A 25214-nucleotide genomic window follows, 5' to 3' on the forward strand; every position below is an offset into this window, starting at 1 on the left:
AGCGGCGCATGTTCGTAGGGTAGTCCTCCCCGGGGCGGGAGTCCGCCGAATCCTCCGGCTCACCGGGCCGGCGGCCGACGGCCCGCCAGCCGGTGATCAGCCGGTGGTCACCCGGAGGTTGGCGAGCAGGGCGGTGCCGTCGGCGGAGGTGGCGAGGACGCGGCCGGAGCGGTGCCAGTAGGTGACCGCGCCGGCGTGCCGGCGCACGCCGATCCGGGAGTCGGCGGCGCCCGGGACGCGCAGGGTGAGCGCGGGGGCCGAGGAGGGGCCGGTGCCGGCGTGGACCCGCAGATCGGTGCCGTCGGGGACGGTGAGCGCCCAGTGGTCGCCGTCGGCGGCGGGGCCGGAGAGGGGGCGGCCGTCGACCCGCATCTCGACGTCCGGGCGTTCGGACGTCCACCGCAGCAGGGTGTCGTCCTCCGTCTCCGGGACCGTGAGCAGGCCGCCGGCGGCGAGGACGACCGGGTCGCGGTACACGTCGGCCAGGGCGTCGTTCACCCGCAGGCGCCCGCGCAGCTCCCAGCCCGGAAGGTCCCAGCGCCACACCTCGATGAGCGGGGAGCCGTCCGGCAGCGGCGAGTGGACGAGGGCCGCGCAGCCGCCGGGGGTGCGCGAGACGTCACTCAACAGCCGCTGTTCGCCGCCGAGTTCGCGCCACACCACGGTCGGGCGCGCGGTCAGGGTGTCGAGCACGACGAGCGCGCCCCCGTCAGAGGCGAGCAGGTGCCGGCCGTCGAAGGACGGCGCCGACGGCCGGGCCCGCAGGGTGGTCCACGGCCGGACGGTGCGGGTGGCGAGGTCGAGGCGGCTGAACGCGCGCAGCTCCGGGCCGTGGTCCTCGACCAGCAGGGCGCTGCCGCCGTGGTCGGCGAGCACCAGCCGGTCGGTGGGAGTGTCCCAGCGGGCGCGGGTGCGGCCGTCGGGGGCGAGCAGCCGGACGCCCGCCTGGCCGCAGGCGACCAGCAGGGAGCCGGAGGCGAGCAGGGCGGCGTCCAGCACCGGGAGCGCGCCCGGCCGGTCGGCGGCCGTGTACGCGGGGGCGGTGGCGTGCGGGCGGGGCAGCGGACGGGGGCGGGCCAGGTCGGCGGCGGTCAACGGGTCGGCGCGGCGCAGCAGTTTGTCGAACAGGGCGTGCTCCGCCGCCCCGCCCGGGCCGGTCCCGTGGGCGCTGCCGAAGCCGCCGTCGCGGACGGCGGCCCGGGCGGCGGCGGTGGCGAGTTCGCGGTCGGTGGTCGCGTCGGCGGCCGGCAGGGCGGCGAGCGCGGCCGCCAGCGCGGAGCGCCCGGTGGTGTACGGGTCGCCGTCGCCGTCGAGGACGGCCCGGGCGAGGGCGCGGGTGGCGTCACCGGCCCCCAGGGCCAGCAGGTACGGCAGGGCCCGGCCGCGGGCGGGACCGCCGAGGGCGACGGCGTCCCGCAGGTCGGCGACGACCGTCGGACGCAGCGCGGCGTCCGGCCAGGCGGCCTCGACGGCGCCGAGCCGGTCGCCGGCCGCGCGGCAGTGCCCGGCCCAGGCGGTGCGCAGGTCTCGGGCGGCCTGCGGGTCGGTGGCGGCCAGCCGTTCGACGGCCGAGGCGAACGCACCCCGGCGGTGGGCGGTGCGGATCGCGCGCTCGCGCTCGCCGGCCCGCCACCAGAGGCGGACCACCTGGTCGGCGGGCAGCTCGCGGCCCTCGGCGAGTTCGGCGGCCTGGGCGTGGCGGCCATGCCGGTCGAGCAGGGCGACGGCCTCGGCGGGCGCGTCGAGGAGGTCGGCGAGGGCGAAGGCGGCCTCGTCGATCCGGCCCTGCTGCTCCAGTCGCTCGGCGGCGTGCCGGTAGAGCGCGGTCAGGTGCTGGTAGGCCGTGGGGCCGCTGAACGGTGTGACCGAGGCCGGCGCGCCGCTGTGCGGGGTGGGGCGCAGTGCGCCGGTGAAGCGCTTGGGCAGGGAGAGGGAGAGCCAGATCCGCGCGGCCGGGACGTCCCCTCGGCCGGACGAGAGCGGGAGGGCGTCGCGCAGGGCGTCGTCCCAGCGGTGCTGTTCGAAGGCGCGGGTGAGGTCGCGCAGGTAGCGGGCGTGCCGACCGTGCAGGAGGTGGACGGCGGGGGTGCGCAGGGTGAGGCGGGCCAGCAGGTCGCCGAGCCAGGGGGGACCGGCGCGGCGCGGGGCCGCGGCGCCGGCGGCGGAGGTGCTGTCAGCTCCCCCGGTGGAGGCCCCGCTTCCGCCGCCGGCGGAGGCGCCGGTCCCGCCACCGGCCGCGGTCCGGCCGAAGAGCAGCGCGTAGCCGAGGGCCCCGACGGCCGCCGCGAACACCACGCCGCCCGGGTCGATGCCGCTGTCGGCGAGCAGTCCGAGGCCGTAGAGCACCACGAGCGACAGCGGCAGCACGATCATCAGGACGACGATGACCGTCGCGCTGCGCTGGTCGATGGCGATCTCCGGGCCGCGCCGGCGCCGCCGGGCGCGCGCTCCGGTGGCGGCCGGCTCCTCGGCGGTCAGCCGCCGGGCCCGCCCGGAGCTCGGCCGGATGCCGGCCGCCGCCCTCAGGTCGGGCCGTGGGTGCGACGGCAGGGACTCCTCGACGGGCGCCGCCTCGGGCATGGGGGCGACGCCGAGCGGGCGCGGCCGGTGCAGGGTGAGGCCGGTGAGCAGCAGCCAGCCGGACGGGTCCACCTCCGGCAGTTCGTCGATGACATGAATGACAGTCATATTGGCCTCGACCAGGGCGAGTTGACCCGATGCAGCGGCAGCCGAGGCCCCGGGGGCGGCCAGCGCGCCGCGCCCGGGGCGCTCCAGCGGCAGCCCGGGAGCCCGGCCGGCGCGCACCAGGACCGGCTCCGCCAGCGTCAACAACCAGCGGCCGTCCGGCAGTTCACGCAGCCGCGCGCCCTCGCTCCAGAGCGTCAGAACACGGTCGGCGGCCTCAGCCGCACCGATCAGCGGCACATCGAGGACGAAACCCGCGGCGTTCATTCGGCGCTCCCGAGGAACTGGTGGATCCGGCCGGTGGTGGTGCTGCCGACCACGAGCCGTCCGTGCGACAGCTCGGCCGCGATCAGCGGCAGGGTGGGGTGCACGGCGGGCGCGGAGTGGCCGCCGGAGAAGCGGCTCAGGGTGCGGACGCCGTCGGCGCGGATCGCGCGGACCTGCCGGCCGCCGGGCGACCAGGTGATCAGCGCGGGTTCGTGGCCGTCGTGGACCAGGCCGGCCACCTCGGCCTTCTCCCGGAACGAGAGCCGTCGCTCGTCACCGCGCGGGGTCCGCGCCGTCCAGTGCCGGCCGTCCTCCGACCAGGCGACCGTGCCCTCCGCGTGCAGCAGATGCCGCGCCCGGATGGCCTCCAGTGGCAGGTCGCGCCCGAACAGCCGCGGTTCGCGGAACCGGTCGAAGCCGCGCTCGCGTTCCGTGCCGCGGCCGACCGGCCCGTCGTCGGTGACCGCGCCGTCGGGGGCGATCCGCCGCCAGCGGCCGGCGACCGGGGCCAGCAGGTCCTCCCCGGCACGCAGCAGCGGCAGCACGGGACGCGCCGCCAGCCGTGCCACCAGGCCCTCGTCGAGGCCGAGTTCGGCCGGGTCCACGGAGAGTTCCGCGGGCCCGGCGAGGGGACGCCCGATGACATGGCGGAGCACCCGGCCGCGGTGGAGGCACAGGGCGATCAGCCGTCGGCCGGTCCGGCCGGCGGCGATCACCTGGCCGGCCAGCCGGTGCTCCTTGTCCTGCGCGGTGCGCCGGTGCCGCTGTTCGATGTCGCGCACGTCCAGGGCGACGAGCGTTCCGGTGTGCCGGCCCCGGACGAGCAGGAACGGCGCCTCGGTGGTGAACGCGGGCAGCCGCCGGCCGAGCGGACCGGCCTCGGACGGCGCGACGACGACGGCCCTCCCGGTGCGCCGGAACTCCGCGCCACGCAGCGTCCGGACGGCGAGGTCGGCGGCGGGCAGCGGCAGCTCGAACTCCGCGCGGTCGAGGCGGACGGTGACGTGGGTGGCGCCCGCCGGTCCCCACCGGGCCGGTTCGCTCGCCAGGACCCTGGGCCGGCCCGGGAGCCGGTCGGCGAGCCGGGGCGAGGTGAGCAGCCAGGCCCGGTCCTCGGCGTCCAGCGTGGCGGCGGCGAACTCCACGTCCTCGGGCGTCGGTTCGGCGCTGCGGCGGGCCGCGAGCCAGGCGGGCAGCAGATCGGCGGGCTCGCCGCCGAACCAGTGGACGGGCTCGTCGCCCAGCACGCCGACCAGCAGCTCGCCGCCCCGGGCGGCGGCCCGGCGGTGCAGGACGAGCAGCGCGGCCAGCTGGACGAGGCGCCCGGCGCCGGCCTGCGAGGGTCCGGCGTCCACCATCGCGACGGTCCGGCCGCGCGTCGCGACGGTCCGGAACTCGGGTGAGAGGTAGAGCAGTTCGCCGTCGACGAAGCGCCGCAGGAACTCCTCGGGGTGGTCCTCGGCGAGCAGCCACTCGGTGGGCAGCAGCTGGTCGGGCCGCCCGGACCGGCCGAGCCCGCCGACGCCGTCCGGCTCCCCCGGACCGTCGCTCACCGGCTCCCGCTCGCCGACGAGCGCATCGAGGCGGCGCAGCAACGGGCCGAGGGCGGTGGCCAGTTCGGGGGTGAGCGCGGACAGTGCCGCGGCCCAGGGCGCCAGCCCGGCCGGCAGCCGGGTGGCGGTCATCGCCCGGCCTCCCGGGTGCGGGAGGTGAGCGCCTCCGGGTCGGTGGCGGGCGCCGGCGGGGCGGCGACGAGGGCGTGGTCGGGGGTGAGCACGCAGAGTTCGCCGGGTTCGGCGCCGAGCGCGGCGCGCCAGAGGGCGGGGGCGGGCCGGGGGCGGGCGGTGGTCGGCACCAGCAGGCCGCCGTCGTGGCCGAGGTAGCGGGCGCCGTCCGACCAGGGGAGGTCGGGCTCGGCGCCGAGGACGAGCAGCGCGGTGTCGTCGGCGAGCACGCCGAGCCGGGCCCCGTCGGTGAGCCGGTCGCGGGTGGCGGCGGCCAGGGCGGGGACGGCGTCGCCGAGGGCGAGCACGGCGGCGGCGGTCAGCGGCGGCTCACGGCGTTCCCAGCCGAGCGCCACCGCGGGCGGGGGCAGGTGTGTCACGAGGGCGCGACCGCCGCGACGAGTTCGGCCCGTATGCCGGCGAGCGCGGCGGGCAGGTCGGCCGGGGCGAACCCGGCGTCGATCTCGCGCAGCGCGGCCTCCAGGCGGAGCCGGGAGTCGCGTCCCTCGGGCAGGTGGCGGTGCTCGGCGAGCAGGGCGGCGCCGGTGCGGGCGAGCCGTTCGGCGCGGGCGGCGGTGCTGCGGGAGAGCTCCTCGGCGGCGTGCGCGAGGGATTCGTTGGCGGCCTTCTCGATGAGGTCGGCGAGGGTGTCGCGGGCCAGCGCCTGGGTGTCGGCGGTGGGGGCGATCAGCGGCAGCACCCACAGGTCGCGGGCGGTGGCGACGCCTCGCCCGTCCAGGACGGCGGCGGCCGCGACCAGCCGCTGCGAGCGGACGGCCCGCCGGTCGCCGACGGGGACGCCGGCGGCGCGCAGCCGGCGCAGCGCGGTGGCGAGCAGCGGGGTGACGCCGTCGAGGTCGCAGTCGCGGGCGGCGGCGGTGAGCCGGTCGAGCGCGCCGAGCGGATCCCCGCCACCGGCCGGGATGGCGTCGGCGGGCCGCCGTCCGGCCTCCAGCAGTTCCTCCAGCCGGGCGTCGGCGACCGGTTCGACGAAGACCCGGGCGAGGAAGCGGTCGGCGAAGGCGGCGAGCGCCGGGTCCTCGGGCAGGTGGTTGGCCGCGCCGACGCAGACCCGCAGCGGGCTGGCGAGGACGGTGCCGCCGCGCCGGAAGACGCGTTCGTTGAGCAGGCCGAGCAGGGTGTTGAGCACGGCCGTGGAGCCGAGGAAGACCTCGTCGAGGAAGGCGATCTCGGCCTCGGGCAGCATGCCCGCCGTCGCGAACTCGACCCGGCCCTCGCGCAGGCCGCGCAGGTCGACGGGGCCGAACAGCTCGTTGGGCTCGGTGAACCGGCCGAGCAGGTACTCGAAGTAGCGGCCGCCGAGCCGGTCGGCGACCCGGCGCACGGCCTGCGACTTGGCGGTGCCGGGCGGGCCGACGACCAGCAGGTGCTCCCCGGCGACGGCGCAGAGCGCGACCACCTCGGCGACCGTCTCGCGGTCGACCAGGCCGCGCCCGGCCACGCCGACGGCGGCCGCGATCAGCTCGGCGTCCTGCCGGAGCGTGTCCTGCCAGGGGGCGCCTTGACGGGGCGTGCCCTGGCGGAGCGAGGCGGACGGGGCGTCGGACGGGGTGCTGGTGTCGGTCACGAGCACCGGAGTCTATGGTGGGCGGAGCGAGCGCCACCATCGGGTTTCCGTCAGGGGGCGGGGGTGGCGAGCCACACCTCGGTCCCGCGTTCCCCGGGCGTGTCCAACTTCTCGTCCAGCTCGATGGTCGTGACGAGCAGCGCCGCGCTGTTCGGGACGGCGTCGACCCGCGTCACCAGGTAGTCCGGGAAGGTGTGGCGCCAGAGGACACGGCGGCCCTGGACGTCCCAGACCACCACGTCCGCGCCGCTCCCGGCCGCCGCGCGCCGGCCGTCGCCGAAGACGGTGGCCGCCCAGATGCCGGGGGACTCGCCGGCGGCGATGGTCTTGTCGGCCAGGACCCGGCCGGTCGCGGGGTCGATCACGATGGCGTGGCCGTCGGCGGTGCCGAAGGTGGCGACGCTGCCGTCCCCGTTGAGCGACACGCTCCGGGCGTCGCAGCCGCATCCGACGGTCTCACCGACGCGGTCGGGGTCGGCGGGGTCCCAGGTCTCCACGCCCTCCAGGCCGGCGGCGCGGACCAACCCGTCCCCGGTGACCGCCCAGGCCTCGTAGGCCGAGCGGCCGCCGTCCGGGACCGGCTTCTCGGGAAGGGTGCTCCTGCTGCCGTCGGCCACCTTCACCACGGTGGGCCCGAAGCTGCCGAAGACGAACAGGTCACCGCCCGGGGACAGGGCGCCCGGCCCCTCGTTCACGTCGATGTCGAGGTCGGTCGGGGTGCCGCCGGAGAGGTTCAGCAACCGCAGGTCGCCGTTCTCGCCGAGCACCGCGATCGTCCCGCCGTCCGCCGAGACCCGGATCCTCCGTACGGCGCCGAGCTTGGTGGTGGTGACCAGGGTGGCGGCGTCGCCCTTGGCGTGGTCGACGGCGTAGACGCGGCCCTTCGAGGTGCCCAGCAGCACGAGGTCGTCGCCGCGTGCGGCGATCGTGGTGATCCGCCCCGCGTCCGCGCCCGGCGGCGCCATCTTGGCCAGGGTGTACCGGGCGCCGTCCGGCCCGCTGCCGGTCGGCCCGCCGCCGGGCGCGGTCGTGGCGGTCGTGGCGGTCGTGGCGGTCGTGGCCGGCGGTTCCGACGGGGCGTCCGACGGCCACCGGGCGACCCCGATGCCGATGCCGACGGCCGCCACGCAGCAGCAGACGAGGATCAAGGTGAGGACGCGCGTCCTGGCACTGCTCACGGTGTGGCCTCCGCGACCGGCGTGGGGGGAACGAGGCGGTCACCGACCGCACGCGTCTGGCTGGAGGAGCTGTCCACCCAGGTGCTCTTGTAGTCCCAGGACCACAGGGGCGTCCTCGGTACCGGCGCGGTGCGGAAGTTCTTGCCGCCGTTGTCGACCCGCACCGTCGTGTGCTTGCTCCCGGAGACCAGGTCGAGTTCCAGGTACCACTGGCAGAGCGCCCGCCCGGTCGTGGCCGACACCAGGAAGGTCTCGATCTCCCCGGACTCGACCGTGAAGCCGAACGGCGCGCCGTCGTCGGACGTGTAGGTGGCCCGGGGCTGCGGGTTGTCCAGGTCGACGGTCAGGAAGCGGAGATTGGCCTGGCCGGCGGTGGGACAGGTGACGCCGACGGAGGGTGGCGGCTCCTCGCGCGAGACCACGACCACCCGGAGGTTGGCGATCTGCACCTGGCGCTCGGCGTTGCCCTGGACCGTCACCTGGAGCCTGCTCTCGCCGGCGTCGGTCCCGGCGTTCTTCACCAGCCAGTCGTGGAACCCGGTGCAGCCGGTCCCCGGGCCCGTGGTGGGCGCCGCGCCCTCGGGCAGCACGCCCCGGATCTCCAGGTCCCCGAACGCTCCGACCTTCTTCGGATTGGTCTCGACGGACACCGTGGCCGGCGGCGGCGTGTCGCGGGTCAGCGAGTCCGCGCCGTCGGTGAGGCGGGTCACGCCCCAGGACACCACCCCCACCACCGCGGTGGTGACGATCAGGGCGGGCAGCGAGAGGAACAGCTCCCGCCGCCGCCGTCCGCCTCCCGGGTCTTCGGCCGGCGCGGCCGCCCGGCCCTCCCCCGGTTCCTCCGGCCGTCTCTCCCCTTCCACGCCCTCCCCCTTCTCGCGGCGCACCGCCCTGGAATGCGCGCCGGGCGTCGGAAAAGCCCCCTGCCTCCCAGATGCCCTCCGGCATCGCCCTCGAATCCTGACGCTGTGTCAGAGTCTCGACCAGCCCTCATGGTTGGAGCGTCGGCGCAGGACTCTTCGTCGGGGTCCGCGGCCTGCTGGGCCCCGCACTCCTCCCGGTCGAGGCGGTCGAGGGCCTCGGCACGGATCGTGTCACGCCCCACCGGCAATCAGTCGTCGAGCTGCTCCCAGCCGCGCCGCACCGGGGCACCGGCGGGCTGGCGGGGGTCGCGGCTGCGGTAGACGATGTACGGGCGGAAGAGGTACTGCAGGGGTGCGCTGAACATGTGCACCAGGCGGGTGAACGGCAGCAGCGCGAACAGCACCAGGCCGACCACCGCGTGCACCTTGAACGCCACCGGCACGTCCGCCATCCGGCTCACGTCCGGGCTGAGGGTGAACAGGCTGCGGGCCCACGGGGCGATGGTGGAGCGGTAGTCGTAGCCGGAGTCCAGCGAGGAGTGCATCAGCTTGGCGACCAGGCCGAGCACGATCGCCGCGAGCAGCACCACGTACATCAGCTTGTCGTTGCGGGTGGTGGCGCGCAGCACGGCGGGGTTGCGGCGCCGGCGGTAGAGCAGCACCAGGATGCCGCCGACCGCCAGGAACCCCGCCGCGCAGCCGGCGAAGAGCGACAGCAGGTGGTAGGCGTGCTCGTCCAGGCCGACGGCGTCCGTCCAGGAGGCGGGCACGAACAGGCCCATCAGGTGGCCGGCCAGCACGAAGAGGATGCCGTAGTGGAACACCGGTGAGGCGATGTTCAGCAGGCGGGACTCGTAGAGCTCGGAGGAGCGGGTGGTCCAGCCGAACTTGTCGTAGCGGTAGCGCCAGACGAGTCCGGAGACCAGCAGCGCCGCCGCGATGTACGGCAGCGCACCCCAGAGGAAGGTGTCCATCGGCGAAATCTCCGCTCAGGTGGGCAGGACGGGCAGCAGGCCGAGGTGCCCGTACGGCGGGGTGTCCAGGCCGACCTGTTCGCGCGGCGGTCCGCTCCGGGCGAGCGCCAGCGCGGCGGCGCGGTCCCGGGGCGAGGGCCCGGGCAGGGTGGCGCAGACGGCGGCGAGCACGTCCGCGTAGGGCGTGCCGTGCTCGGTGAGGGCGAGCCGCAGGAGTTCCAGGGCGGGGCGGTGCTCGCGCAGCAGCGTCTCGTCGCCGGTGGCGGCGGTGAACTCCAGGACGGCGGGCAGGAAGTCGGGCAGGTCCTCGCCGTCGAACTCCAGGCCGTGCGCCCGGTAGGCGGACTTGAAGCGCAGCAGGGCCTCACCGCGCCGGCGGGTGTCGCCGTCGGTCCACCAGCTGAGGTGCAGGCTGTGCCGCTGGGTGAAGTCGAAGACCTCGACGTAGTGGCGGGCCAGTTCACCGGCGGGGCGGGCCCCGGCCCAGGCGAGGAAGGCGCGCAGCGGTGCGGCGGCGGCGTGGCGGACCGGCCCGGGCAGGCCGGCCGGCGCGGTCGGCGGGCCGTCGGGGTAGCAGAGGCAGTCGGCGGCGATCCGGCGGACGAGCGCGCGCGGGTCGGCCGTCACAGCGTGGGCTCCTCGCGCGAGGAGGCGGCGTCCTCGGGCGGGGCCGGCCGGTCTGCGGTCTGGCGCCGGCGCAGCCCGTGGAAGGTCTCGACGGTGACCAGCGGCAGCGAGCGCCGCCCCGAGCCGGCGCCGAACGGGCCGTCGGCCCCGTCGGGCGCCCCGTCGGCATGGTCGAGGCCGCAGCCGGTGGGCAGCGCGGACTCCTCCAGCCGTTCGGCGTCGGCGCGGGCGGCGGTCGGGATGACGTAGCGGTCCTCGTACTTGGCGACGGCGAGCAGCCGGAAGAGGTCCTCGATCGAGCCGGCGTCGAGTCCGACGGCCTCGGCGAGGGCGTGGTCGGGCGGGTGGCCGAGGTTGACGGCGCGCATGTGGGCGCGCATCGCGGCGAGCCGGTCGAGGGCGGCGCGCACCGGGCCGGGGTCGCCTGCGGTGAAGAGCCCGGCGAGGTACTCGACGGGGATGCGCAGGGCGTCGATGGCGCCGAAGAGGTTCCCGGCGTCCTCGCCGTCATGGCCACTGGCGGCGACTTCCTCCACCACCGGGGAGAGCGGCGGGATGTACCAGACCATCGGCAGGGTGCGGTACTCGGGGTGCAGCGGCAGCGCGACCCGGTAGGTGCTGATCAGCGCGCGCACCGGCGAGCGGCGGGCGGCCCCGATCCAGTCGTGCGGGACGCCGTCACGCTCGGCGGCGCGCCGCACCTCGGGGTCCTCCGGGTCCAGGAAGACGCCCAACTGTGCCTCGTACAGCTCGTGTTCGTCCTCGACGGAGGCGGCGGCGGTGACCCGGTCGGCGTCGTAGAGCAGCACGCCGAGGTAGCGAAGCCGCCCGACACAGGTCTCGGAGCAGACGGTGGGCAGGCCGACCTCGGTGCGCGGGTAGCAGAAGGTGCACTTCTCGGCCTTGCCGGTGCGGTGGTTGAAGTAGATCTTCTTGTACGGGCAGCCGGTGACGCACTGGCGCCAGCCCCGGCAGCCGTCCTGGTCGACCAGGACGATGCCGTCCTCGGCCCGCTTGTAGATCGCGCCGGACGGGCAGGCGGCGGCGCAGGCCGGGTTGAGGCAGTGCTCGCAGATCCGGGGCAGGTAGAACATGAAGCTCTGCTCGTACTGGAAGCGGATCCGCTCGCCGACCTCCCGGCGCATCCGCTCGACGTTGGGGTCGGCGGCGGCGTGCTCGGGGGCGCCGCCGAGGTCGTCGTCCCAGTTGGGCGACCACTCGACGGCCATCGGGCGGCCGGTGATCAGCGAGTGCGGCCGGGCGACGGGGTAGTCCTCGCCGAGCGGGGCGTCGGTGAGGGCGCGGTAGTCGTACGTCCAGGGCTCGTAGTAGTCCTGGAGGGTGGGCATGACGGGGTTGGCGAAGATCGAGGCGAGCTTGTAGAGCCGTCCGCCCTGGCGCAGTTTGAGCCGCCCGCGCCGATCGAGCCGCCAGCCGCCGCGCCACGTGTCCTGGTCCTCGTAGCGGCGCGGGTAGCCGAGGCCGGGGCGGGTCTCGACGTTGTTGAACCAGACGTACTCGGTGCCCTGGCGGTTGGTCCAGGTCTGCTTGCAGGTCACCGAACAGGTGTGGCAGCCGATGCACTTGTCGAGGTTCATCACCATGGCGAGCTGGGCCATCACGCGCATCAGTACTCCACCTCCTGGCGGCGCCGGCGGACGACCGTCACCTCGTCGCGCTGGTTCCCGGTCGGGCCGAGGTAGTTGAACGCCCAGGAGAGCTGGGCGTAGCCGCCGATCAGATGGGTGGGCTTGAGCAGCACCCTGGTCAGCGAGTTGTGGATGCCGCCGCGCCGCCCGCCGGTCTCGGCGCGGGGCACGTTGACGGTGCGCTCCTGCGCGTGGTGCATGTAGACGGTGCCGGGCGGCATCCGGTGCGAGACGACGGCGCGGGCGACGACGACGCCGTTGCGGTTGACGGCCTCGATCCAGTCGTTGTCGGCGGCGCCGATGGCGGCGGCGTCCTCGGCCGACATCCAGATCACCTGCCCGCCGCGGGAGAGGGCGAGCATGAACAGGTTGTCCTGGTACTCCGAGTGGATGGACCACTTGTTGTGCGGGGTGAGGTAGCGGACCGTCACTTCCTTCTGCCCGTCCGGCCCGAGGGCGGGTTCGCCGAACAGGCGGCGGATGTCGAGCGGCGGCCGGTAGACCGGCAGGGCCTCGCCGAGTTCGTGCATCCAGTCGTGGTCGACGAAGAAGTGCTGGCGCCCGCTGAGGGTGTGCCAGGGCTTGAGGTGCTCGGTGTTGAGGGTGAACGGGCTGTAGCGCCGGCCGCCGGCCTCGCTGCCGGACCACTCGGGCGAGGTGATGACCGGGGCGGGGGCGGCCTGGGTGTCGGCGTAGGAGATCCGGCGGCCCTCGTGCTCGGCGGCCAGGTGCGCCAACTCCCGTCCGGTGCGGCGTTCCAGGGTGTGGAAGCCCTGGGTGGCGAGCCGGCCGTTGGTGGTGCCGGAGAGCGCGAGCACGGTGTCGCAGGCCTTGACGGCGGTGTCCAGGGCCGGGCGGCCGTCGGCCGGGCCGCCGCGGACCACGCCGTTGCGGGCCCTGAGCTGCTCGACCTCCTCCTCCGGGTGCAGCACCACGCCCTTGGCGGGCAGGCCGAGTCGCTCGGCCAGCGGGCCGAGCGAGGCCATCTTGGCCGACACCGCCGTGTAGTCGCGTTCGACGACGGCGAGGTTGGGCATCGTGACGCCGGGGACGGGCTCGCAGGCGCCGTCGCGCCAGTCCAGGTCGGTGCCGCCGGGCTGGGCGGTCTCGCCGGGCGTGTCGTGCTGCAGCGCGGTGGCCACCAGGTCGTGGCGGGTGTCCAGGTGTCCGCGGGCGAGTTCGCTGAACCGCGCGGCGATCGCGTGGAAGGCGTCGAAGTCGGTGCGGGCCTGCCACGGCGGATCGACGGCGGGGGCGAAGGAGTGCACGTAGGGGTGCATGTCGGTGGAGGACAGGTCGTGCTTCTCGTACCAGGTGGCGGCGGGCAGCACGACGTCGGAGAGCAGGGTGGAGGAGGTCATCCGGAAGTCCAGCGAGAGCAGCAGGTCGAGCTTGCCCTCGGGGGCCTCGGGGTGCCAGCGGACGTCGCGCGGGCGCACCTCCGCGCCGGCCTCCCGGGCGCGCAGCGAGGAGTGGGTGCCCAGCAGGTGCTTGGTGAAGTACTCGGCGCCCTTGGCGGAGGAGCCGAGCAGGTTGGCCCGCCAGAGCGTGAGCACCCGGGGCCAGTTGGCCGGGTCGTCCGGGTCCTCGCAGGCGAACCTGAGCCGCCCGGCGCGCAGTTCGGCGACGACGTGGTCCTTGGGGTCGCGGCCGAGGGCGCGGGCCTCGTCGGCCAGGTCCAGCGGGTTGCGGTCGAAGGTCGGGTAGGAGGGCATCCAGCCGAGCCGGGCGGAGCGGGCCAGCAGGTCGACGGTGGCCAGGCCCCGGAAGCGGCCGGTGCCCAGGGGGGAGGCGAGCACGTCGGCGGGGTAGGTGTCGTAGCGCCACTGGTCGGTGTGCAGGAAGAACCAGCCGGTGCCGATCGCCTGCCGGGGCGGGCGGGACCAGTCGGTGGCGCCGGCGAGGGTGGCCCAGCCGGTGATCGGCCGGCACTTCTCCTGGCCGACGTAGTGCGCCCAGCCGCCGCCGTTGCGGCCCTGGCAGCCGGTCAGCGCGAGCAGGGCGAGGAAGGCGCGGTAGATGGTCTCGGAGTGGAACCAGTGGTTGGTGCCGGCGCCCATCAGGATCATGCAGCGGCCCCGGGACTCCTCGGCGGTGCGCGCGAACTCGCGGGCCACCCGGACGGCCTGGGCGGCGGGTACCGAGGTGTGCCGCTCCTGCCAGGCGGGGGAACCGGGGGTGTCCGGGTCCTCGTAGGAGGCGGGCCAGCGGCCGGGCAGGCCCTCGCGGCCGACACCGTACTGGGCGAGCAGCAGGTCGTAAACGGTGGTGACCAGCGCGCCGCCGTCCAGGCGCAGCGCGGGCACGCCGCGGCGGACGGTGTCACCACGGCCCTGGCCGTGCGCGCCGCCGTCGGTGTCGAAGCGCGGCAGCAGCACCTCGACGGGTGTGGCGGCGGCCTCGCCGTGCAGGGTCAGGCGCGGGCGCAGGCCCTGGAGGTCGAGGTTCCAGCGGCCCTCGCCGGAGGCGGTCCAGCGGAAGCCCAGCGAGCCGTTGGGCACGACCGGCCGGCCGGTCGCCTCGTCCAGCACGGCGAGCTTCCACTCGGCGCCCTCGCCGTCGTCGCCGAGGTCGCTCGCGCGCAGGAACTTGGCGGGGGTGAGGGCGCCGTCCCGTTCGGTCAGGGTGACCAGGAACGGCAGGTCGGTGAAGCGGCGGACGTAGTCGTCGAAGAACGGGGTGGTGCGCTCGACGAAGAACTCCCGCAGGATCACGTGGCCCATGGCGAGGGCGAGGGCGCCGTCGGTGCCCGGGTGGGGGTGCAGCCACTCGTCGGCGAACTTGGTGTTGTCCGCGTAGTCCGGCGAGACCGCCACCACCTTCTGCCCCCGGTAGCGCGCCTCGGCCATCCAGTGCGCGTCCGGGGTGCGGGTGACGGGCACGTTGGAGCCCCACATGATCAGGTAGGCGGCGTCCCACCAGTCCCCCGACTCGGGCACGTCGGTCTGGTCGCCGAACACCTGCGGGGAGGCCACCGGCAGGTCCGCGTACCAGTCGTAGAAGGAGAGCATGGCGGCGCCGATGAGCGAGTGGAAGCGGGCGCCGGCCGCGTGCGAGACCATCGACATCGCCGGGATCGGCGAGAACCCGGCGATCCGGTCCGGGCCGTGGGCCTTCACGGTGTGCACGTGCGCGGCGGCGACGATCTCCACCGCCTCGTCCCAACTCGCCCGCACCAGGCCGCCCTTGCCGCGCGCCCGCTGGTAGGCGCGGCGGCGCCCGGGGTCGTTCTGGAGGTCGGCCCAGGCCGCCACCGGGTCCCCCAGCCGGGCCCGCGCCTCCCGGTACAGCTCCAGCAGCACGCCGCGCACGTACGGGTAGCGCACCCGGGTGGGCGAGTAGGTGTACCAGGAGAAGGCGGCGCCGCGCGGGCAGCCGCGCGGCTCGTACTCGGGGCGGTCGGGGCCGACGGACGGGTAGTCGGTGGCCTGGGTCTCCCAGGTGATGATGCCGTCCTTGACGAAGACCTTCCAGCGGCAGGAGCCGGTGCAGTTGACGCCGTGGGTGGAGTACACCACCTTGTCGTGGCTCCAGCGGTCCCGGTAGAAGGCGTCCGCCGCGCGTCCGCCGGTGAGCCGGACGCTGTGCAGGTCGGACGCGGGCGTCCCAGGGCGGAAGAACCGGCCCGCCTTGAGGAACGCGGCACCGGGCTCGCCGGTCGACGTGCCGTCGCTCCCGCTCGTCGGCTCCCGCACGTGGCACCCTCCGCTTCCGGGCCGGACTGTGCGCCCATCGAAACCGCGTGGGCGCGCCGCCGCACCCGGGAGGGGTCCCGCCGGGTGACGCGTCGCCGGTGGGCGCCCCGGTCCGGCGGCGTCCGGTGGCCGGGTGGCCGTCCGGGCGCTGCGATGGAGCCATGAACGTACGGAGCCGCCCGCGGTGGGACGCGGTCCCGCCGGCGACCGGCGCGGCGGTGATGGCGACCGGCATCATCTCGGTCGGCTTCCACCTCGCCGGCTTCGACGCCCTGTCGCTCGCGGACCTCTGGATCGCCGGGGTGCTCTGGCTGCTGCTGGCGCTCGCCTTCACCGCCCTGCTGCTCGGCGACCCCGGCGGCTGGACGGCCCGGTCGCAGACCCCGCCCGCGCTCACCGCGGTCGCCGCCACGACCGTGCTCGGCGTGCGCCTGGACCAGCTGGGATGGACGGTGGTCGCCGAGGCGCTGCTCGTCGTCGCGGCCCTCGCCTGGCCGGTGCTGCTGACCTCCGTGCTGCGCCACCTCGGCCGGCGGATGCCGGGCGCGGCCTTCCTGATCTGCGTCGCCACCCAGGGCCTGGCCGTGCTCGCCGCCACCCTCGCCGCGCACACCGCCGACTGGCTCGCCTGGGCGGCGCTGCCGGGCTTCGTCCTGGGCCTGCTGCTGTACGGGGACGCGCTGTTCCGCTTCGACCTTCGCCAGGTGACGGCCGGGGCGGGCGACCACTGGGTGGCCGGCGGGGCCATGGCGATCTCCGCGCTGGCCGCGTCCAAGCTGCTCGCCTGCGGGGTGTGGAGCGGTGGCGCGCACACCGTGCTGCGGGTGGTGACGCTGGTGCTGCTCGGCGTCGCGCTGGCCTGGTACGCGGTGCTGGCCGTCGCCGAGGTGCTGCGACCCCGGCTCGGCTACGACCTGCGGCGCTGGTCGACGGTCTTCCCGCTGGGCATGACGGCGGTGGCGGCGCTGTCGACCGCCACCGCCGCCCGGGTGGGCTGGCTGGAGCCGCTCGGCCGGGCGCTGCTCTGGGTGGCGGCGGCGGGCTGGCTCGTCGTCGCCGTCGGGGCACTGCGCCGGCTGCGCGGCGGACCGGGCGCGGGCGGCCCGGGTGCCCGCGCAGCGTCCTCGGAGGCCGGGCCGGTGTCATCGTCGTCGGAGATGACTGACATCTCGAATGATCGTCGGAAATGAGGAAGCGGAGGGAGCGGCCGAGCGCTGATCATCGCGTGGCCGGTGGCGAGGAAGCCGCCGTCCGCCGCCCAGCGCATCGGTCCGGGCCGGCCCGTCCGGCTCCCCTCGTCAAGAAGGTGCCCCATGTCCGCCGCCTCCTCCGGCCCCCGTCCTCCCCGCCGCACGGCCGACCCCGCAGAACCCGCCGGCCCCGCCGAGCCCGCCGGCCCCGCAGAACCCGCCGAGCCCGCGCACGGTGTGCCCGGCTGGCTGATCCTCCTGCTGGCCGTCGCCTCCGGCACCACCGTCGCCAACCTCTACTACGCCCAGCCACTGCTGTCCGCGCTGGCCGACGCCTTCCGCACCGACACCGCGACCGCCGGGACGCTGATCACCCTCACCCAGATCGGCTATGTGCTCGGCATGCTGTTCCTGGTCCCGCTCGGCGACCGGCTGGAGAAGCGCAACCTGATCACGGCCCTGCTGACCGTCACCACCCTCGCCCTGGTGACGGCCGGCCTCGCGACCAGCTTCCCGATGCTGCTGATCGCCTCGCTGGTGGCGGGCGCGACCTCGGTGGTCGCGCAGGTGCTGGTGCCGTTCGCGGCGAGCCTCGCCCCCGACCACGCCCGGGGCCGGGTGGTGGGCCGGGTGATGACCGGTCTGCTCACCGGCATCCTGCTCTCCCGCACCCTCAGCAGCCTGGTCTCCGACCTCGCCGGGTGGCGCACCGTCTTCCTCGGCTCGGCGGTGCTGATGGTCGTCCTCGGCGTGGCGCTGCGGGCCGCGCTGCCGGCGCACGCGCCGACCACCGCGATCCCCTACCACCAGGTGCTGCGCTCCACCGCCCGGCTGGTGCGCACCCACCCGGCGCTGGTGCGGCGCGGGCTCTACCAGGCGGCGATGTTCGGCGCGTTCAGCGCCTTCTGGACGACCGTGTCGTTCGTGCTGACCGGTCCGTCCTTCCACTACTCGGCGACCGGGGTCGGGCTGTTCGCCCTGGTCGGCGCGGCCGGCGCGGCGGTGGCCCCGTTCGCCGGGCAGTGGGCGGACCGCGGCCTTTCCCGGCCGATGACCGGTGTCGCGCTCGCCGTCGCCGTGCTGGCGTTCGCGGTGGCGGGCCTCGGCGGGCGGAGCGTGGTGGCGCTCGCGGTGGCCGCCGTGCTGGTCGACACGGCGGTGCAGACCACGCTGATCCTCGGCCAGCACACCGTCTACCAGCTCGACCCGGCCGCCCGGGCGCGGCTGAACAGCGCCTTCATCGCGATCTTCTTCGTGGGCGGCGCGGCCGGCTCGCAGCTCGGCTCGGTGGTCTACCGGGCCGGGGGCTGGACGGCGGTGACGGTGCTGGGCGCCGCCCTGCCGCTGGCGGCCCTGCTGTACTGGGCCACCGAGCGGGGCGGCGGGCGGGTCTCGGCGGTGTCGGCGGTGTCGGCGGTGTCGCCGGGAGAGTGACGCCCGGCGGGCGGGGGCCGGGTCAGGCCCCCGTCGCCGGCGTCAAGGGCCCCGCCACCGGCGTCAGCGGCCCCGCCGAGACGTCGAAGGCGTGCGTCACCCCGGGCCCGGTCCCGGGGCGCAGCAGCGCCCGGGCCGCCTCCTCGTCCCGGCGGTCGGCCGCGGTCAGCCGGCCGCCGTGCTGGGCCAGGTGCTCCGCCCAGGAGGAGACCAGATAGGTCTCGACGAACCGCTCGGGCTCGCCGCCGTCCTGGTAGAGGCCCCAGCTGAGGGCACCGGTGCGGCGGCGCGAGGCGGCGACCCGGCGCATCCGCCCGGTGAAGGCGGCCCGGTGCTCCGGCTCCACCCGGTACTCCACGGTGACCAGCACCGGCCCGTCCGCGTGGCCCGGTTCGACCACCAGCGGCGGCTGCGGCCAGTGGCCGGACGGCGTCGGGTCGACCCCGTCGCCGTCGTACAGCGGCAGCCGGCGGGCGCCCACCGCGCCCGCGAGCAGCACCGCACCGGCGGTCAGCAGCGCGACGCCCGGCCCGTGACGCTCGGCCAGCACGCCCCACAGCGGGGCCGCCAGGGCCTGGCCGCCCTGGAAGACCAGCAGCTGGACGGCCAGGCCGCGGGCCCGCACCCAGCCGGGCAGCCGGGTCTGGACCGCCGCGTTGAGGGTGGACAGCACCCCGATCCAGGCCACGCCCGCGGGCAGCAGGGCGAGGCCGACCAGCCAGGGCTGACGCACGGTCGCCAGCACCGCCAGCACCCCGGTGAGCGCGACCGTCCCCGCCACCAGGGTCCCGTTGGCCCCGAGCCGGCGCCGCAGCAGCGGCAGCGCGAACGCCCCGCCGACCGCGCCGACGCCGACCGCCCCGAGCAGCAGGCCGTAGCCGCCCGGGCCGAGGCCCAGCGACCGGCGCGCGACCAGCGGGAGCAGCGCCCAGAGCGCGCCCGCGCCGGGCACGAACAGCGCGGTGCGCAGCAGCACCCGCCGCACGCCCGGCGCGTGCCGGATGTAGCGGCGTCCGGCGTGCACGGCCGCCAGCAGCCCCTCGTCCCCGCCGGCCGGCCCGTCCTGCGGGGCGGTCCGGTGCCAGCGCAGCAGCACCACCAGGACACCGAGGTAGGAGGCGGCGTTGAAGGCGAACACCCAGCCCGCGCCGGCCGCCGCGACCACCGCGCCGCCGACCGCCGGGCCGACCGCCCGCGCCAGGTTCATGTTGACGGCGCCGAGCGCCGCCGCCTGCCCCAGCTGCCGGCGCTCCACCAGCTCGGGCTGGACGGCCTGCCAGGCCGGGCCCATCACGGCGGTGCCGCAGCCGAGCAGGAAGGTGAGGCCGAGCAGCGGGCCGGGGGTCAGCGCGCCGGCGAAGGCCAGCACCGCGAGGACGGTGGCGACGGCGAGCATGGCGACCTGCGCGGCGACCAGCACCGAGCGCCGGTCGCGGCAGTCGGCGAGCACGCCGGAGGGCAGCGCCAGCAGGACCACCGGCAGGCTCGCGGCGGTCTGCACCAGGGCCAGCAGGGCGGCGTCGTGGCCGACCAGCAGCCACTGGGCGCCGACGGTCTGCATCCAGCTGCCGACGTTGGAGACGAGTTGGGCGATCCACAGGGCGCGGAAGACCCGGGACGCGAGCGGGGCCCACGCCGAGTCGTCCGCCGGGCGCCGGGCGGGGGTTGTCGAGGTGCTCATACCGGTCCGTTGCGGGTGGGGATCGGGGGGTTCGACGACCGTAGGACGGGCCGGGCGGGCGGGTGTGCCCGAGGGCGCACGGCTGATGCCCCGGGAGCGCACAGCGGGCGCGCGCCCCCGGGGGCGCCGGGTGACGCCGCGTACGATGCGGCCGAGGAAGCGATGGGCTCGGCCGACCGGGAGTGCTGATGGACCTGCGGCAGATGGAGGTCGTCGTCGCCGTCGCGGAGGAAGGCGGCTTCACGGCGGCCGCGCGGCGGCTGAACGTGGTGCAGTCGTCGGTGTCCGGCACCGTCCGCGCCCTCGAACGCGAGCTGGGCGCCGCGCTGTTCGAGCGCACCACCCACCGCGTCGCGCTGACGGCCGCGGGCGAGGCGTTCGTCCCGGTGGCGCGGGCGACCCTGCGCAGCGCCGAGTCGGCCCGGTCCGCCGTCGACGCGGTGCGCGGGCAGCTGCGCGGCCGGATCACCGTCGGCACCATGCAGGGCGTCTGGGCCGATCTCCACCTCGCGCTCGCCGCGCTGCGCGCCGAGCACCCCGGGGTGACCGTCCGGCTGCGCCAGGCGGCGGTGGCCGACATCCGGCAGGCGCTGCGGGAGGGCACCGTCGACCTGGCGGTGGTGGCGCTGGACCGTCAGCAGCAGCGCGGGCTGACCACCCGGCTGCTGTCGCGGGAGGACATGGTCCTGGTGGCGGCGCCCGGACGGCTGCCCGCCGGGCCGGTCTCCCCGGAGGAGGTGGCCGGGCTGCCGCTGGTGGACTTCACCCCGGGGTGGGCGATCCGCTACGCCGTCGACCGGGCCTTCCGGGCCGCCGGCGTGGAGCGGGAGACCACCTTCGAGGTGAACGACATCGTCGCGGCGTCCGAGCTGGTCCGCAACGACCTGGGGGTCTGCGTCATGCCCCGCTCGATCGCGGACCGCTTCCCCGACCTCGCCCGGCACCCGTTCGACCGGCACGCGCCGACCTGGCGGGTCATGGTGGTCCGCCCGCCCGGCGAGGCGCCGCCGGCGGTGGCGGCGCTGCTGCGGCACCTCGTCTGACCCGCTCGGACGCCACGGCGCTCAGACGTCCCGGCGGTGCACGGCGGCCGCCGCGACCAGCACCGAGCCCACCGCCCAGCCCGCGAAGGCCAGCCACGACCCGGCCACCGTCGCCGGGTACGGCGGCAGCAGCAGGTGCGTCAGGTCGGGCTCGGCGAGCCGCCGCCAGGCGGTGAACGGCATGACGTGCGCGAGCGCCGCCGACCAGCGGTGGTCCTCGTTGAACGCGGCGGGCAGCAGGAACAGCACCAGCACGGTGGCCACCACGCTCGCGGCGGCGTGCCGCACCAGCGTCCCCAGCCCGAGGCCGATCAGCGCGCACACCGGGGCCAGAGCCGCCGCGCCGGCGACGGCGTGCAGCACCCCGGGATCGGTGATCGACACCCCGGCGTGCCGCCGGCCCAGCAGCGCCTGGGCGAGCCAGAAGGAGACCCCCGAGACCAGCGCGCCGAAGCCGAGCATGACCGCCGCCAGCACCACCGCCTTGGCCAGCAGCACCGACCGGCGGGCCGGGACGGCGGCGAAGGTGGTGCGGATCATCCCGGTCGCGTACTCGGCGACGATCATCGCGGCGCCGACCCCGCTCGCGAGCAGCATCAGCAGGTTGGCGGCCATCCCGGTGAACGAGGCGTTCACCGCCACGCCGAGCTGTCCCGAGCCCGGCGGCGGGCCGCCGGGCTCGGTGTGGGCGTAGGTGTAGTGCGCGGCGTCGAGGTTGACGCCGACCAGGACGAGCGCGCCGACCCCCAGTACCCAGGGCATCGAGCGCAGGGACCGGAAGCGGATCCACTCGGCGGCGAGCAGGTCGCGCAAGCGCGGCCGGGGCTCCGTGGCGGTGCCGGTCATCGCGGTCCTCCGGCGGGGTGGTCGACGCGGTCGGCGGTGAGCGCCATGAACGCCTCCTCCAGGGAGGCCGTGCGGGCGGTCAGTTCGAGCAGCGGGACGCGGTGGTCGAGGGCGAGCGCACCGATCCGGGCCGCGTCCAGACCGGTCACGAGGAGCACGCCGTCCCCGTCGCCGCGCGAGACCGTGCCACCGGCCGCCGCCAGGACGCCCGCCAGCACGTCGGCCGCGGGCGTCCGGACGGTCACCCCGGGCCGGGCGCCGTGCGGCCCCGTGCCACGGGCGGCGAACTCGGCCACCGTCTCGGCGGCGATCAGCCGGCCGCGCCCGATGACCACCAACCGGTCCGCGGTGTGCTCCATCTCGCTCATCAGGTGGCTGGAGACGAACACCGTCCGTCCCTCCGCCGCCAACTCCCGGAACAGACCGCGCACCCAGCGCACCCCCTCCGGGTCCAGACCGTTCAGCGGCTCGTCGAACAGCAGCACCGGCGGATCGCCGAGCAGCGCCGCCGCGATCCCGAGCCGCTGCTTCATCCCCAGCGAGTACCCGGCGATCCGCCGCCCGGCCGCCCCGGCGAGCCCGACCTGCTCCAGCACCGTGTCCACCCGGCCGCGCGGCACGGCGTTGGCCCGGGCGAGCGCCCGCAGATGGTCCCGGCCGCCGCGCCCGCCGTGCACATCGCCCGCGTCCAGCAGCGCGCCGACGTGCCGCAGGCCGCGCGGGCGCTCCCGGAACGGCCGGCCGCCGACGGTCGCGGTGCCGCCGGTCGGCGCGCTCAGGCCCAGGATCATCCGCAGCGCGGTGCTCTTCCCGGCGCCGTTCGGCCCCAGGAACCCGGTGACCCGACCCGGGGGGACGGTGAAGGTGAGGTCGTCGACGGCGGTGGTCCGGCCGTAACGCTTCGTCAGTCGATGCACTTCGATCATGGCGTCCACGGTGCCGCCGAACGCCCCGGCGGCACATCCGCCCCGGGCCGGCACCCGTACGGCCCCGCTGTCACCCCCGGTCGTACAGCCGTGGTCCGATGCCGCGCCACGGGACGCCTCGTTACGATCACCGCATGTCCGCGACGCCCCAGCCACCGCTGCTCCTCCCGCCCCGGCTCCGGCGGGTCCCGCCCGGCGCCTGGACGGCGCTCGCCTGGTGCGTCTCGCTGCTCTACCCCTCCCTGGTGCTCGGCACCCGCCCGGCCGACGGGGCCTTCGCCGAACCCGCCCCCGGCGACCTCGCCCCGCCCGCCCCGCAGGACTGGGCGACCGCCGCGTTCACCACCCCCGTCGCCTTCCTCGCCGCCGCCCTGCTGCGCCGGCGGCCCCGCACCGCCGTCGCGCTGCTGCTGGCCGCCACCGTGGCGCAGACCAAGGCCTGGCGCTGGGAGCTCGAACTCCCGCCGACCGCGCTGCTCGCCGTCGCCGCCGCCCTCTGCCTGGTCACGGCCGCCGAGCCGCGACGGACCTCGCGCGCCGCGCTGGCCATGGTGCTGGGCGTGCTGACGCTCCATCTGATCCTCGCCCCCGCCCTCGGCGGCGGCCTGCTGCTCACCGGCACCCGGATCGGCGCCAACGACGCCGGCGTGCTGATCGCCGTGATCGCCTGGCTGGTGGGCCGCTCGGTGCACCAGTCCCGGGAGCACGCCGAGGCATTGAGCACCCGGGCGGCGGCCGAGGCGGTCACCGCCGAACGCCTGCGGATCGCCCGCGAGATGCACGACACCGTCGCCCACAGCATCGGCATCGTCGCCCTCCAGGCCGGTGCGGCCCGCCGGGTCATCGACACCCGGCCGGACCGGGCGCGCGAGGCCCTCGGCGAGATCGAGTCCGCCGGCCGGGAGACCCTGGCCGGCCTGCGCCGGATGCTCGGCGCGCTGCGCCGGGCCGACGACTCCGCCGAGCCGGCGGCCGCCGCCCTGCGCCCGCCCGGCCTGGCCGACCTCGACGGGCTCGCCGCCGCCACCACCGCGGCGGGCGTGCGGGTCGACGTCCGGTGGCACGGCGAACGGCAGCCGCTGCCGGCGGAGGTCGAGCTGGCGGCGTTCCGGATCGTCCAGGAGTCCGTCGCCAACGTCGTCCGCCACGCCGCCGCCCCGTCCTGCCGGGTCATCCTCGACCACGGGCCGGAGGCGCTGGCCATCGAGGTCACCGACCGCGGTCGCGGCCACGGCTCGGCCCCCGGTGCCGGGTACGGCCTGGCGGGCCTGCGCGAGCGGGTCGCCCTGCTGCACGGCGAGTTCGACGCCGCGCCGCGCCCCGGCGGCGGCTTCCGGGTCGCCGCCCGGCTGCCGGTCGCGGAAGGGGCCGGCCGATGACGTCCCCCCTCCCCGTCGTCCGTGTCCTCCTGGCCGACGACCAGCCGCTGGTCCGCGCCGCCCTGGAGATGGTCATCACCGAGGCGCCCGACCTGGAGGTCGTCGGCGAGGCCGCCACCGGTGCCGAGGCCGTCCGCCTCGCCGGGGAACTGCGGCCCGACGTCGTGGTGATGGACCTGCGGATGCCCGTCCTCGACGGCATCGAGGCCACCCGGCAGGTGACCGCCGCCCCGGGCGCGGCCAGGGTCGTCGTGCTCACCACCTTCGACGAGGACGAGAACGTGCACGCCGCCCTGCGCGCCGGGGCCTCCGGCTTCCTGGTCAAGGACATGGCCCTGGACGACATCCTCGGCGCCATCCGCGTGGTGGCCGCCGGCGACGCCCTGATCGCCCCGAGCGTCACCCGCCGGCTGATCGCCGAGTTCGCGGCCCGCCCCGTCACCGCTCCCCCGCCCCCGGCCGACCGCCTCACCGGCATCACCGACCGCGAACGCGAGATCCTCACCCTGGTCGGCCGAGGGCTGTCCAACACCGAGATCGCCGCCGAACTCGTCCTCAGCACCGCCACGGTGAAGACCTACATGACCCGCCTGCTCACCAAGCTCGCCGCCCGGGACCGCGTCCACCTCGTGATCCTCGCCTACGAATCCGGCCTGGTCGGCGGCCGGGGGTAGATCGGTCGACAGGGCGCCGGCCGGCCGAGGAGGGCCCGCTGGGCATGGTCCTGCACTGCCCGTCCCACCGACCGCGGGATCCGCCGGGGGCGGCTCAGCTGAGGTATCCGGGGAGCGTCTCGCCCTCCCGCAGGTCCGTGACCTCGATGGAGCAGCTCACCGCCGTGGCGGTGACCCGGCCCGCCGAGGCCGAGGCGCTGACGTCCAGGCCGCCGTCGGCCGGGAGTCCGGACAGCCCGACGTAGTAGGTGAGCCCGTCGAGGGGGCCGGGGCGGAGCAGCTTCCCCTTCGCCAGACGCATCCGCAGTCGCGTGGTGGGCGTGCCCTTGGGGATCTCGACCCAGCCGTCGGAGCCGTCGGGGTTGCCCCAGAACCAGTTGGTGCGGGCGTCGTGTTCCACGAACTGCGCACCCGGCGGCCCCTTGATCTCCAGGAAGACCATGACGTCCTCGAACTCGACGTTCTCGTATCCGGAGGCGGCGAGCACGTCGATGTTCAAGGCCGCCGTGGCGTGGGGAGGCGGGAGCTTGGTGTCGGGGTCCTCGGTGTACGGCAGCAGGCGGAGGTTGCCGACGAACACGATGTCCGCGTGACAGCCCGGGTCGTCCTTCTTCACGGTGGCCATGCCGGATCGCCTCTCCTTCGTCCCCGCGTCTCCTTCGTTCCCGCGCCGGCCGGGAGGCCGGTGACCGCCCCCGGCGCAGGCTTCGGACTCCCCTGCCCTCCATCGTCCTGCCGCCCCGCCGGGCGCGCACGCCGAGCGGTGGTCCCGCGCATCCGGGCCGGCCCCG

General features: G+C 76.2%; 19 protein-coding genes. 5 read left to right on the forward strand and 14 right to left on the reverse strand.

Going from position 1 to position 25214, the window contains the following annotated elements; translation table 11 throughout:
• Nucleotides 1-96 precede the first annotated feature (96 nt).
• The 10 genes from ABTX81_RS28560 to ABTX81_RS28605 all read right to left on the reverse strand — a co-directional run bounded on the left by ABTX81_RS28560 (nucleotide 97) and on the right by ABTX81_RS28605 (nucleotide 15250).
• On the reverse strand, nucleotides 97-2952 hold the full coding sequence (locus ABTX81_RS28560) for a bpX6 domain-containing protein (RefSeq protein WP_350551239.1): 2856 nt from the start codon (nucleotides 2950-2952) through the stop codon (nucleotides 97-99).
• Nucleotides 2949-4637 (reverse strand): hypothetical protein, encoded by a 1689-nt coding sequence (locus tag ABTX81_RS28565; protein ID WP_350551241.1) that lies wholly within the window; start codon nucleotides 4635-4637, stop codon nucleotides 2949-2951. Before ABTX81_RS28565 ends, ABTX81_RS28560 begins: the two co-directional genes overlap by 4 nt.
• Nucleotides 4634-5056 (reverse strand): bpX5 domain-containing protein, encoded by a 423-nt coding sequence (locus ABTX81_RS28570; protein WP_350551243.1) that lies wholly within the window; start codon nucleotides 5054-5056, stop codon nucleotides 4634-4636. The genes ABTX81_RS28565 and ABTX81_RS28570 overlap by 4 nt, the downstream gene beginning before the upstream one ends.
• Nucleotides 5053-6264, reverse strand: coding sequence for an AAA family ATPase (locus ABTX81_RS28575; RefSeq protein WP_350551245.1), 1212 nt, complete (start codon nucleotides 6262-6264; stop codon nucleotides 5053-5055). Before ABTX81_RS28575 ends, ABTX81_RS28570 begins: the two co-directional genes overlap by 4 nt.
• Before the next feature lie 50 nt (nucleotides 6265-6314).
• A complete protein-coding gene (locus ABTX81_RS28580; RefSeq protein ID WP_350551247.1) occupies nucleotides 6315-7442 on the reverse strand; it encodes a WD40 repeat domain-containing protein in 1128 nt (375 codons plus the stop codon).
• Entirely contained in the window at nucleotides 7439-8305 is an 867-nt protein-coding gene (locus tag ABTX81_RS28585; protein WP_350551249.1) for a hypothetical protein, read from the reverse strand. The genes ABTX81_RS28580 and ABTX81_RS28585 overlap by 4 nt, the downstream gene beginning before the upstream one ends.
• 248 nt (nucleotides 8306-8553) lie before the next feature.
• Nucleotides 8554-9279: a respiratory nitrate reductase subunit gamma gene (narI, locus tag ABTX81_RS28590; protein WP_350551252.1), complete on the reverse strand. Its 726-nt coding sequence runs from the start codon at nucleotides 9277-9279 to the stop codon at nucleotides 8554-8556.
• A gap of 15 nt (nucleotides 9280-9294) precedes the next feature.
• Nucleotides 9295-9906, reverse strand: a complete 612-nt coding sequence (narJ, locus tag ABTX81_RS28595) for a nitrate reductase molybdenum cofactor assembly chaperone (protein ID WP_350551254.1) — start codon at nucleotides 9904-9906, stop codon at nucleotides 9295-9297.
• Entirely contained in the window at nucleotides 9903-11534 is a 1632-nt protein-coding gene (narH, locus tag ABTX81_RS28600; RefSeq protein WP_350551257.1) for a nitrate reductase subunit beta, read from the reverse strand. Before narH ends, narJ begins: the two co-directional genes overlap by 4 nt.
• A complete protein-coding gene (locus tag ABTX81_RS28605; protein WP_350551259.1) occupies nucleotides 11534-15250 on the reverse strand; it encodes a nitrate reductase subunit alpha in 3717 nt (1238 codons plus the stop codon). Before ABTX81_RS28605 ends, narH begins: the two co-directional genes overlap by 1 nt.
• Nucleotides 15251-15411: 161 nt before the next feature.
• On the opposite strand from ABTX81_RS28605, the gene ABTX81_RS28610 reads away from it, so the two are divergent.
• Both ABTX81_RS28610 and ABTX81_RS28615 read left to right on the forward strand, forming a co-directional pair.
• Entirely contained in the window at nucleotides 15412-16440 is a 1029-nt protein-coding gene (locus ABTX81_RS28610; RefSeq protein WP_350551262.1) for a tellurite resistance/C4-dicarboxylate transporter family protein, read from the forward strand.
• 237 nt (nucleotides 16441-16677) lie between these two features.
• Nucleotides 16678-17874, forward strand: coding sequence for an MFS transporter (locus ABTX81_RS28615; protein ID WP_502892878.1), 1197 nt, complete (start codon nucleotides 16678-16680; stop codon nucleotides 17872-17874).
• Between the two features lie 22 nt (nucleotides 17875-17896).
• Here ABTX81_RS28615 and ABTX81_RS28620 read toward each other — a convergent pair whose 3' ends face one another.
• Nucleotides 17897-19555: an MFS transporter gene (locus tag ABTX81_RS28620; RefSeq protein ID WP_350551268.1), complete on the reverse strand. Its 1659-nt coding sequence runs from the start codon at nucleotides 19553-19555 to the stop codon at nucleotides 17897-17899.
• A gap of 188 nt (nucleotides 19556-19743) precedes the next feature.
• Between ABTX81_RS28620 and ABTX81_RS28625 the strand changes: the two genes are divergently transcribed.
• Entirely contained in the window at nucleotides 19744-20598 is an 855-nt protein-coding gene (locus tag ABTX81_RS28625; RefSeq protein ID WP_350551270.1) for a LysR family transcriptional regulator, read from the forward strand.
• A gap of 21 nt (nucleotides 20599-20619) precedes the next feature.
• Here the strand turns inward: ABTX81_RS28625 and ABTX81_RS28630 are convergent, their stop codons facing one another.
• Together ABTX81_RS28630 and ABTX81_RS28635 are read right to left on the reverse strand one after the other, a co-directional pair.
• Nucleotides 20620-21444: an ABC transporter permease subunit gene (locus ABTX81_RS28630; RefSeq protein WP_350551273.1), complete on the reverse strand. Its 825-nt coding sequence runs from the start codon at nucleotides 21442-21444 to the stop codon at nucleotides 20620-20622.
• On the reverse strand, nucleotides 21441-22370 hold the full coding sequence (locus ABTX81_RS28635) for an ABC transporter ATP-binding protein (RefSeq protein ID WP_350551276.1): 930 nt from the start codon (nucleotides 22368-22370) through the stop codon (nucleotides 21441-21443). Before ABTX81_RS28635 ends, ABTX81_RS28630 begins: the two co-directional genes overlap by 4 nt.
• 134 nt (nucleotides 22371-22504) lie before the next feature.
• Here ABTX81_RS28635 and ABTX81_RS28640 point away from each other — a divergent pair, with 134 nt between their 5' ends.
• A complete protein-coding gene (locus ABTX81_RS28640; protein ID WP_350551278.1) occupies nucleotides 22505-23749 on the forward strand; it encodes a sensor histidine kinase in 1245 nt (414 codons plus the stop codon).
• Nucleotides 23746-24423 (forward strand): response regulator, encoded by a 678-nt coding sequence (locus ABTX81_RS28645; protein ID WP_350551281.1) that lies wholly within the window; start codon nucleotides 23746-23748, stop codon nucleotides 24421-24423. The genes ABTX81_RS28640 and ABTX81_RS28645 overlap by 4 nt, the downstream gene beginning before the upstream one ends.
• Before the next feature lie 94 nt (nucleotides 24424-24517).
• On the opposite strand, the gene ABTX81_RS28650 is transcribed toward ABTX81_RS28645, so the two are convergent.
• Entirely contained in the window at nucleotides 24518-25048 is a 531-nt protein-coding gene (locus ABTX81_RS28650) for a hypothetical protein (RefSeq protein WP_350551284.1), read from the reverse strand.
• Nucleotides 25049-25214 lie beyond the last annotated feature (166 nt).

Origin of the sequence: Kitasatospora sp. NPDC097605, assembly GCF_040302725.1 — a bacterium.
Taxonomy (GTDB): Bacteria; Actinomycetota; Actinomycetes; order Streptomycetales; family Streptomycetaceae; genus Kitasatospora.

Coding starts and splice junctions, on each gene's coding strand:
- ABTX81_RS28625 (WP_350551270.1), top strand. CDS start 19,744: ATGGACCTGCGGCAGATGGAGGTCGTCGTCGCCGTCGCGGAGGAAGGC.
- narI (WP_350551252.1), bottom strand. CDS start 9,279: ATGGACACCTTCCTCTGGGGTGCGCTGCCGTACATCGCGGCGGCGCTG.
- ABTX81_RS28565 (WP_350551241.1), bottom strand. CDS start 4,637: ATGACCGCCACCCGGCTGCCGGCCGGGCTGGCGCCCTGGGCCGCGGCA.
- ABTX81_RS28650 (WP_350551284.1), bottom strand. CDS start 25,048: ATGGCCACCGTGAAGAAGGACGACCCGGGCTGTCACGCGGACATCGTG.
- ABTX81_RS28640 (WP_350551278.1), top strand. CDS start 22,505: ATGTCCGCGACGCCCCAGCCACCGCTGCTCCTCCCGCCCCGGCTCCGG.
- ABTX81_RS28560 (WP_350551239.1), bottom strand. CDS start 2,952: ATGAACGCCGCGGGTTTCGTCCTCGATGTGCCGCTGATCGGTGCGGCT.
- ABTX81_RS28630 (WP_350551273.1), bottom strand. CDS start 21,444: ATGACCGGCACCGCCACGGAGCCCCGGCCGCGCTTGCGCGACCTGCTC.
- narH (WP_350551257.1), bottom strand. CDS start 11,534: ATGCGCGTGATGGCCCAGCTCGCCATGGTGATGAACCTCGACAAGTGC.
- ABTX81_RS28610 (WP_350551262.1), top strand. CDS start 15,412: ATGAACGTACGGAGCCGCCCGCGGTGGGACGCGGTCCCGCCGGCGACC.
- ABTX81_RS28645 (WP_350551281.1), top strand. CDS start 23,746: ATGACGTCCCCCCTCCCCGTCGTCCGTGTCCTCCTGGCCGACGACCAG.
- ABTX81_RS28635 (WP_350551276.1), bottom strand. CDS start 22,370: ATGATCGAAGTGCATCGACTGACGAAGCGTTACGGCCGGACCACCGCC.
- ABTX81_RS28620 (WP_350551268.1), bottom strand. CDS start 19,555: ATGAGCACCTCGACAACCCCCGCCCGGCGCCCGGCGGACGACTCGGCG.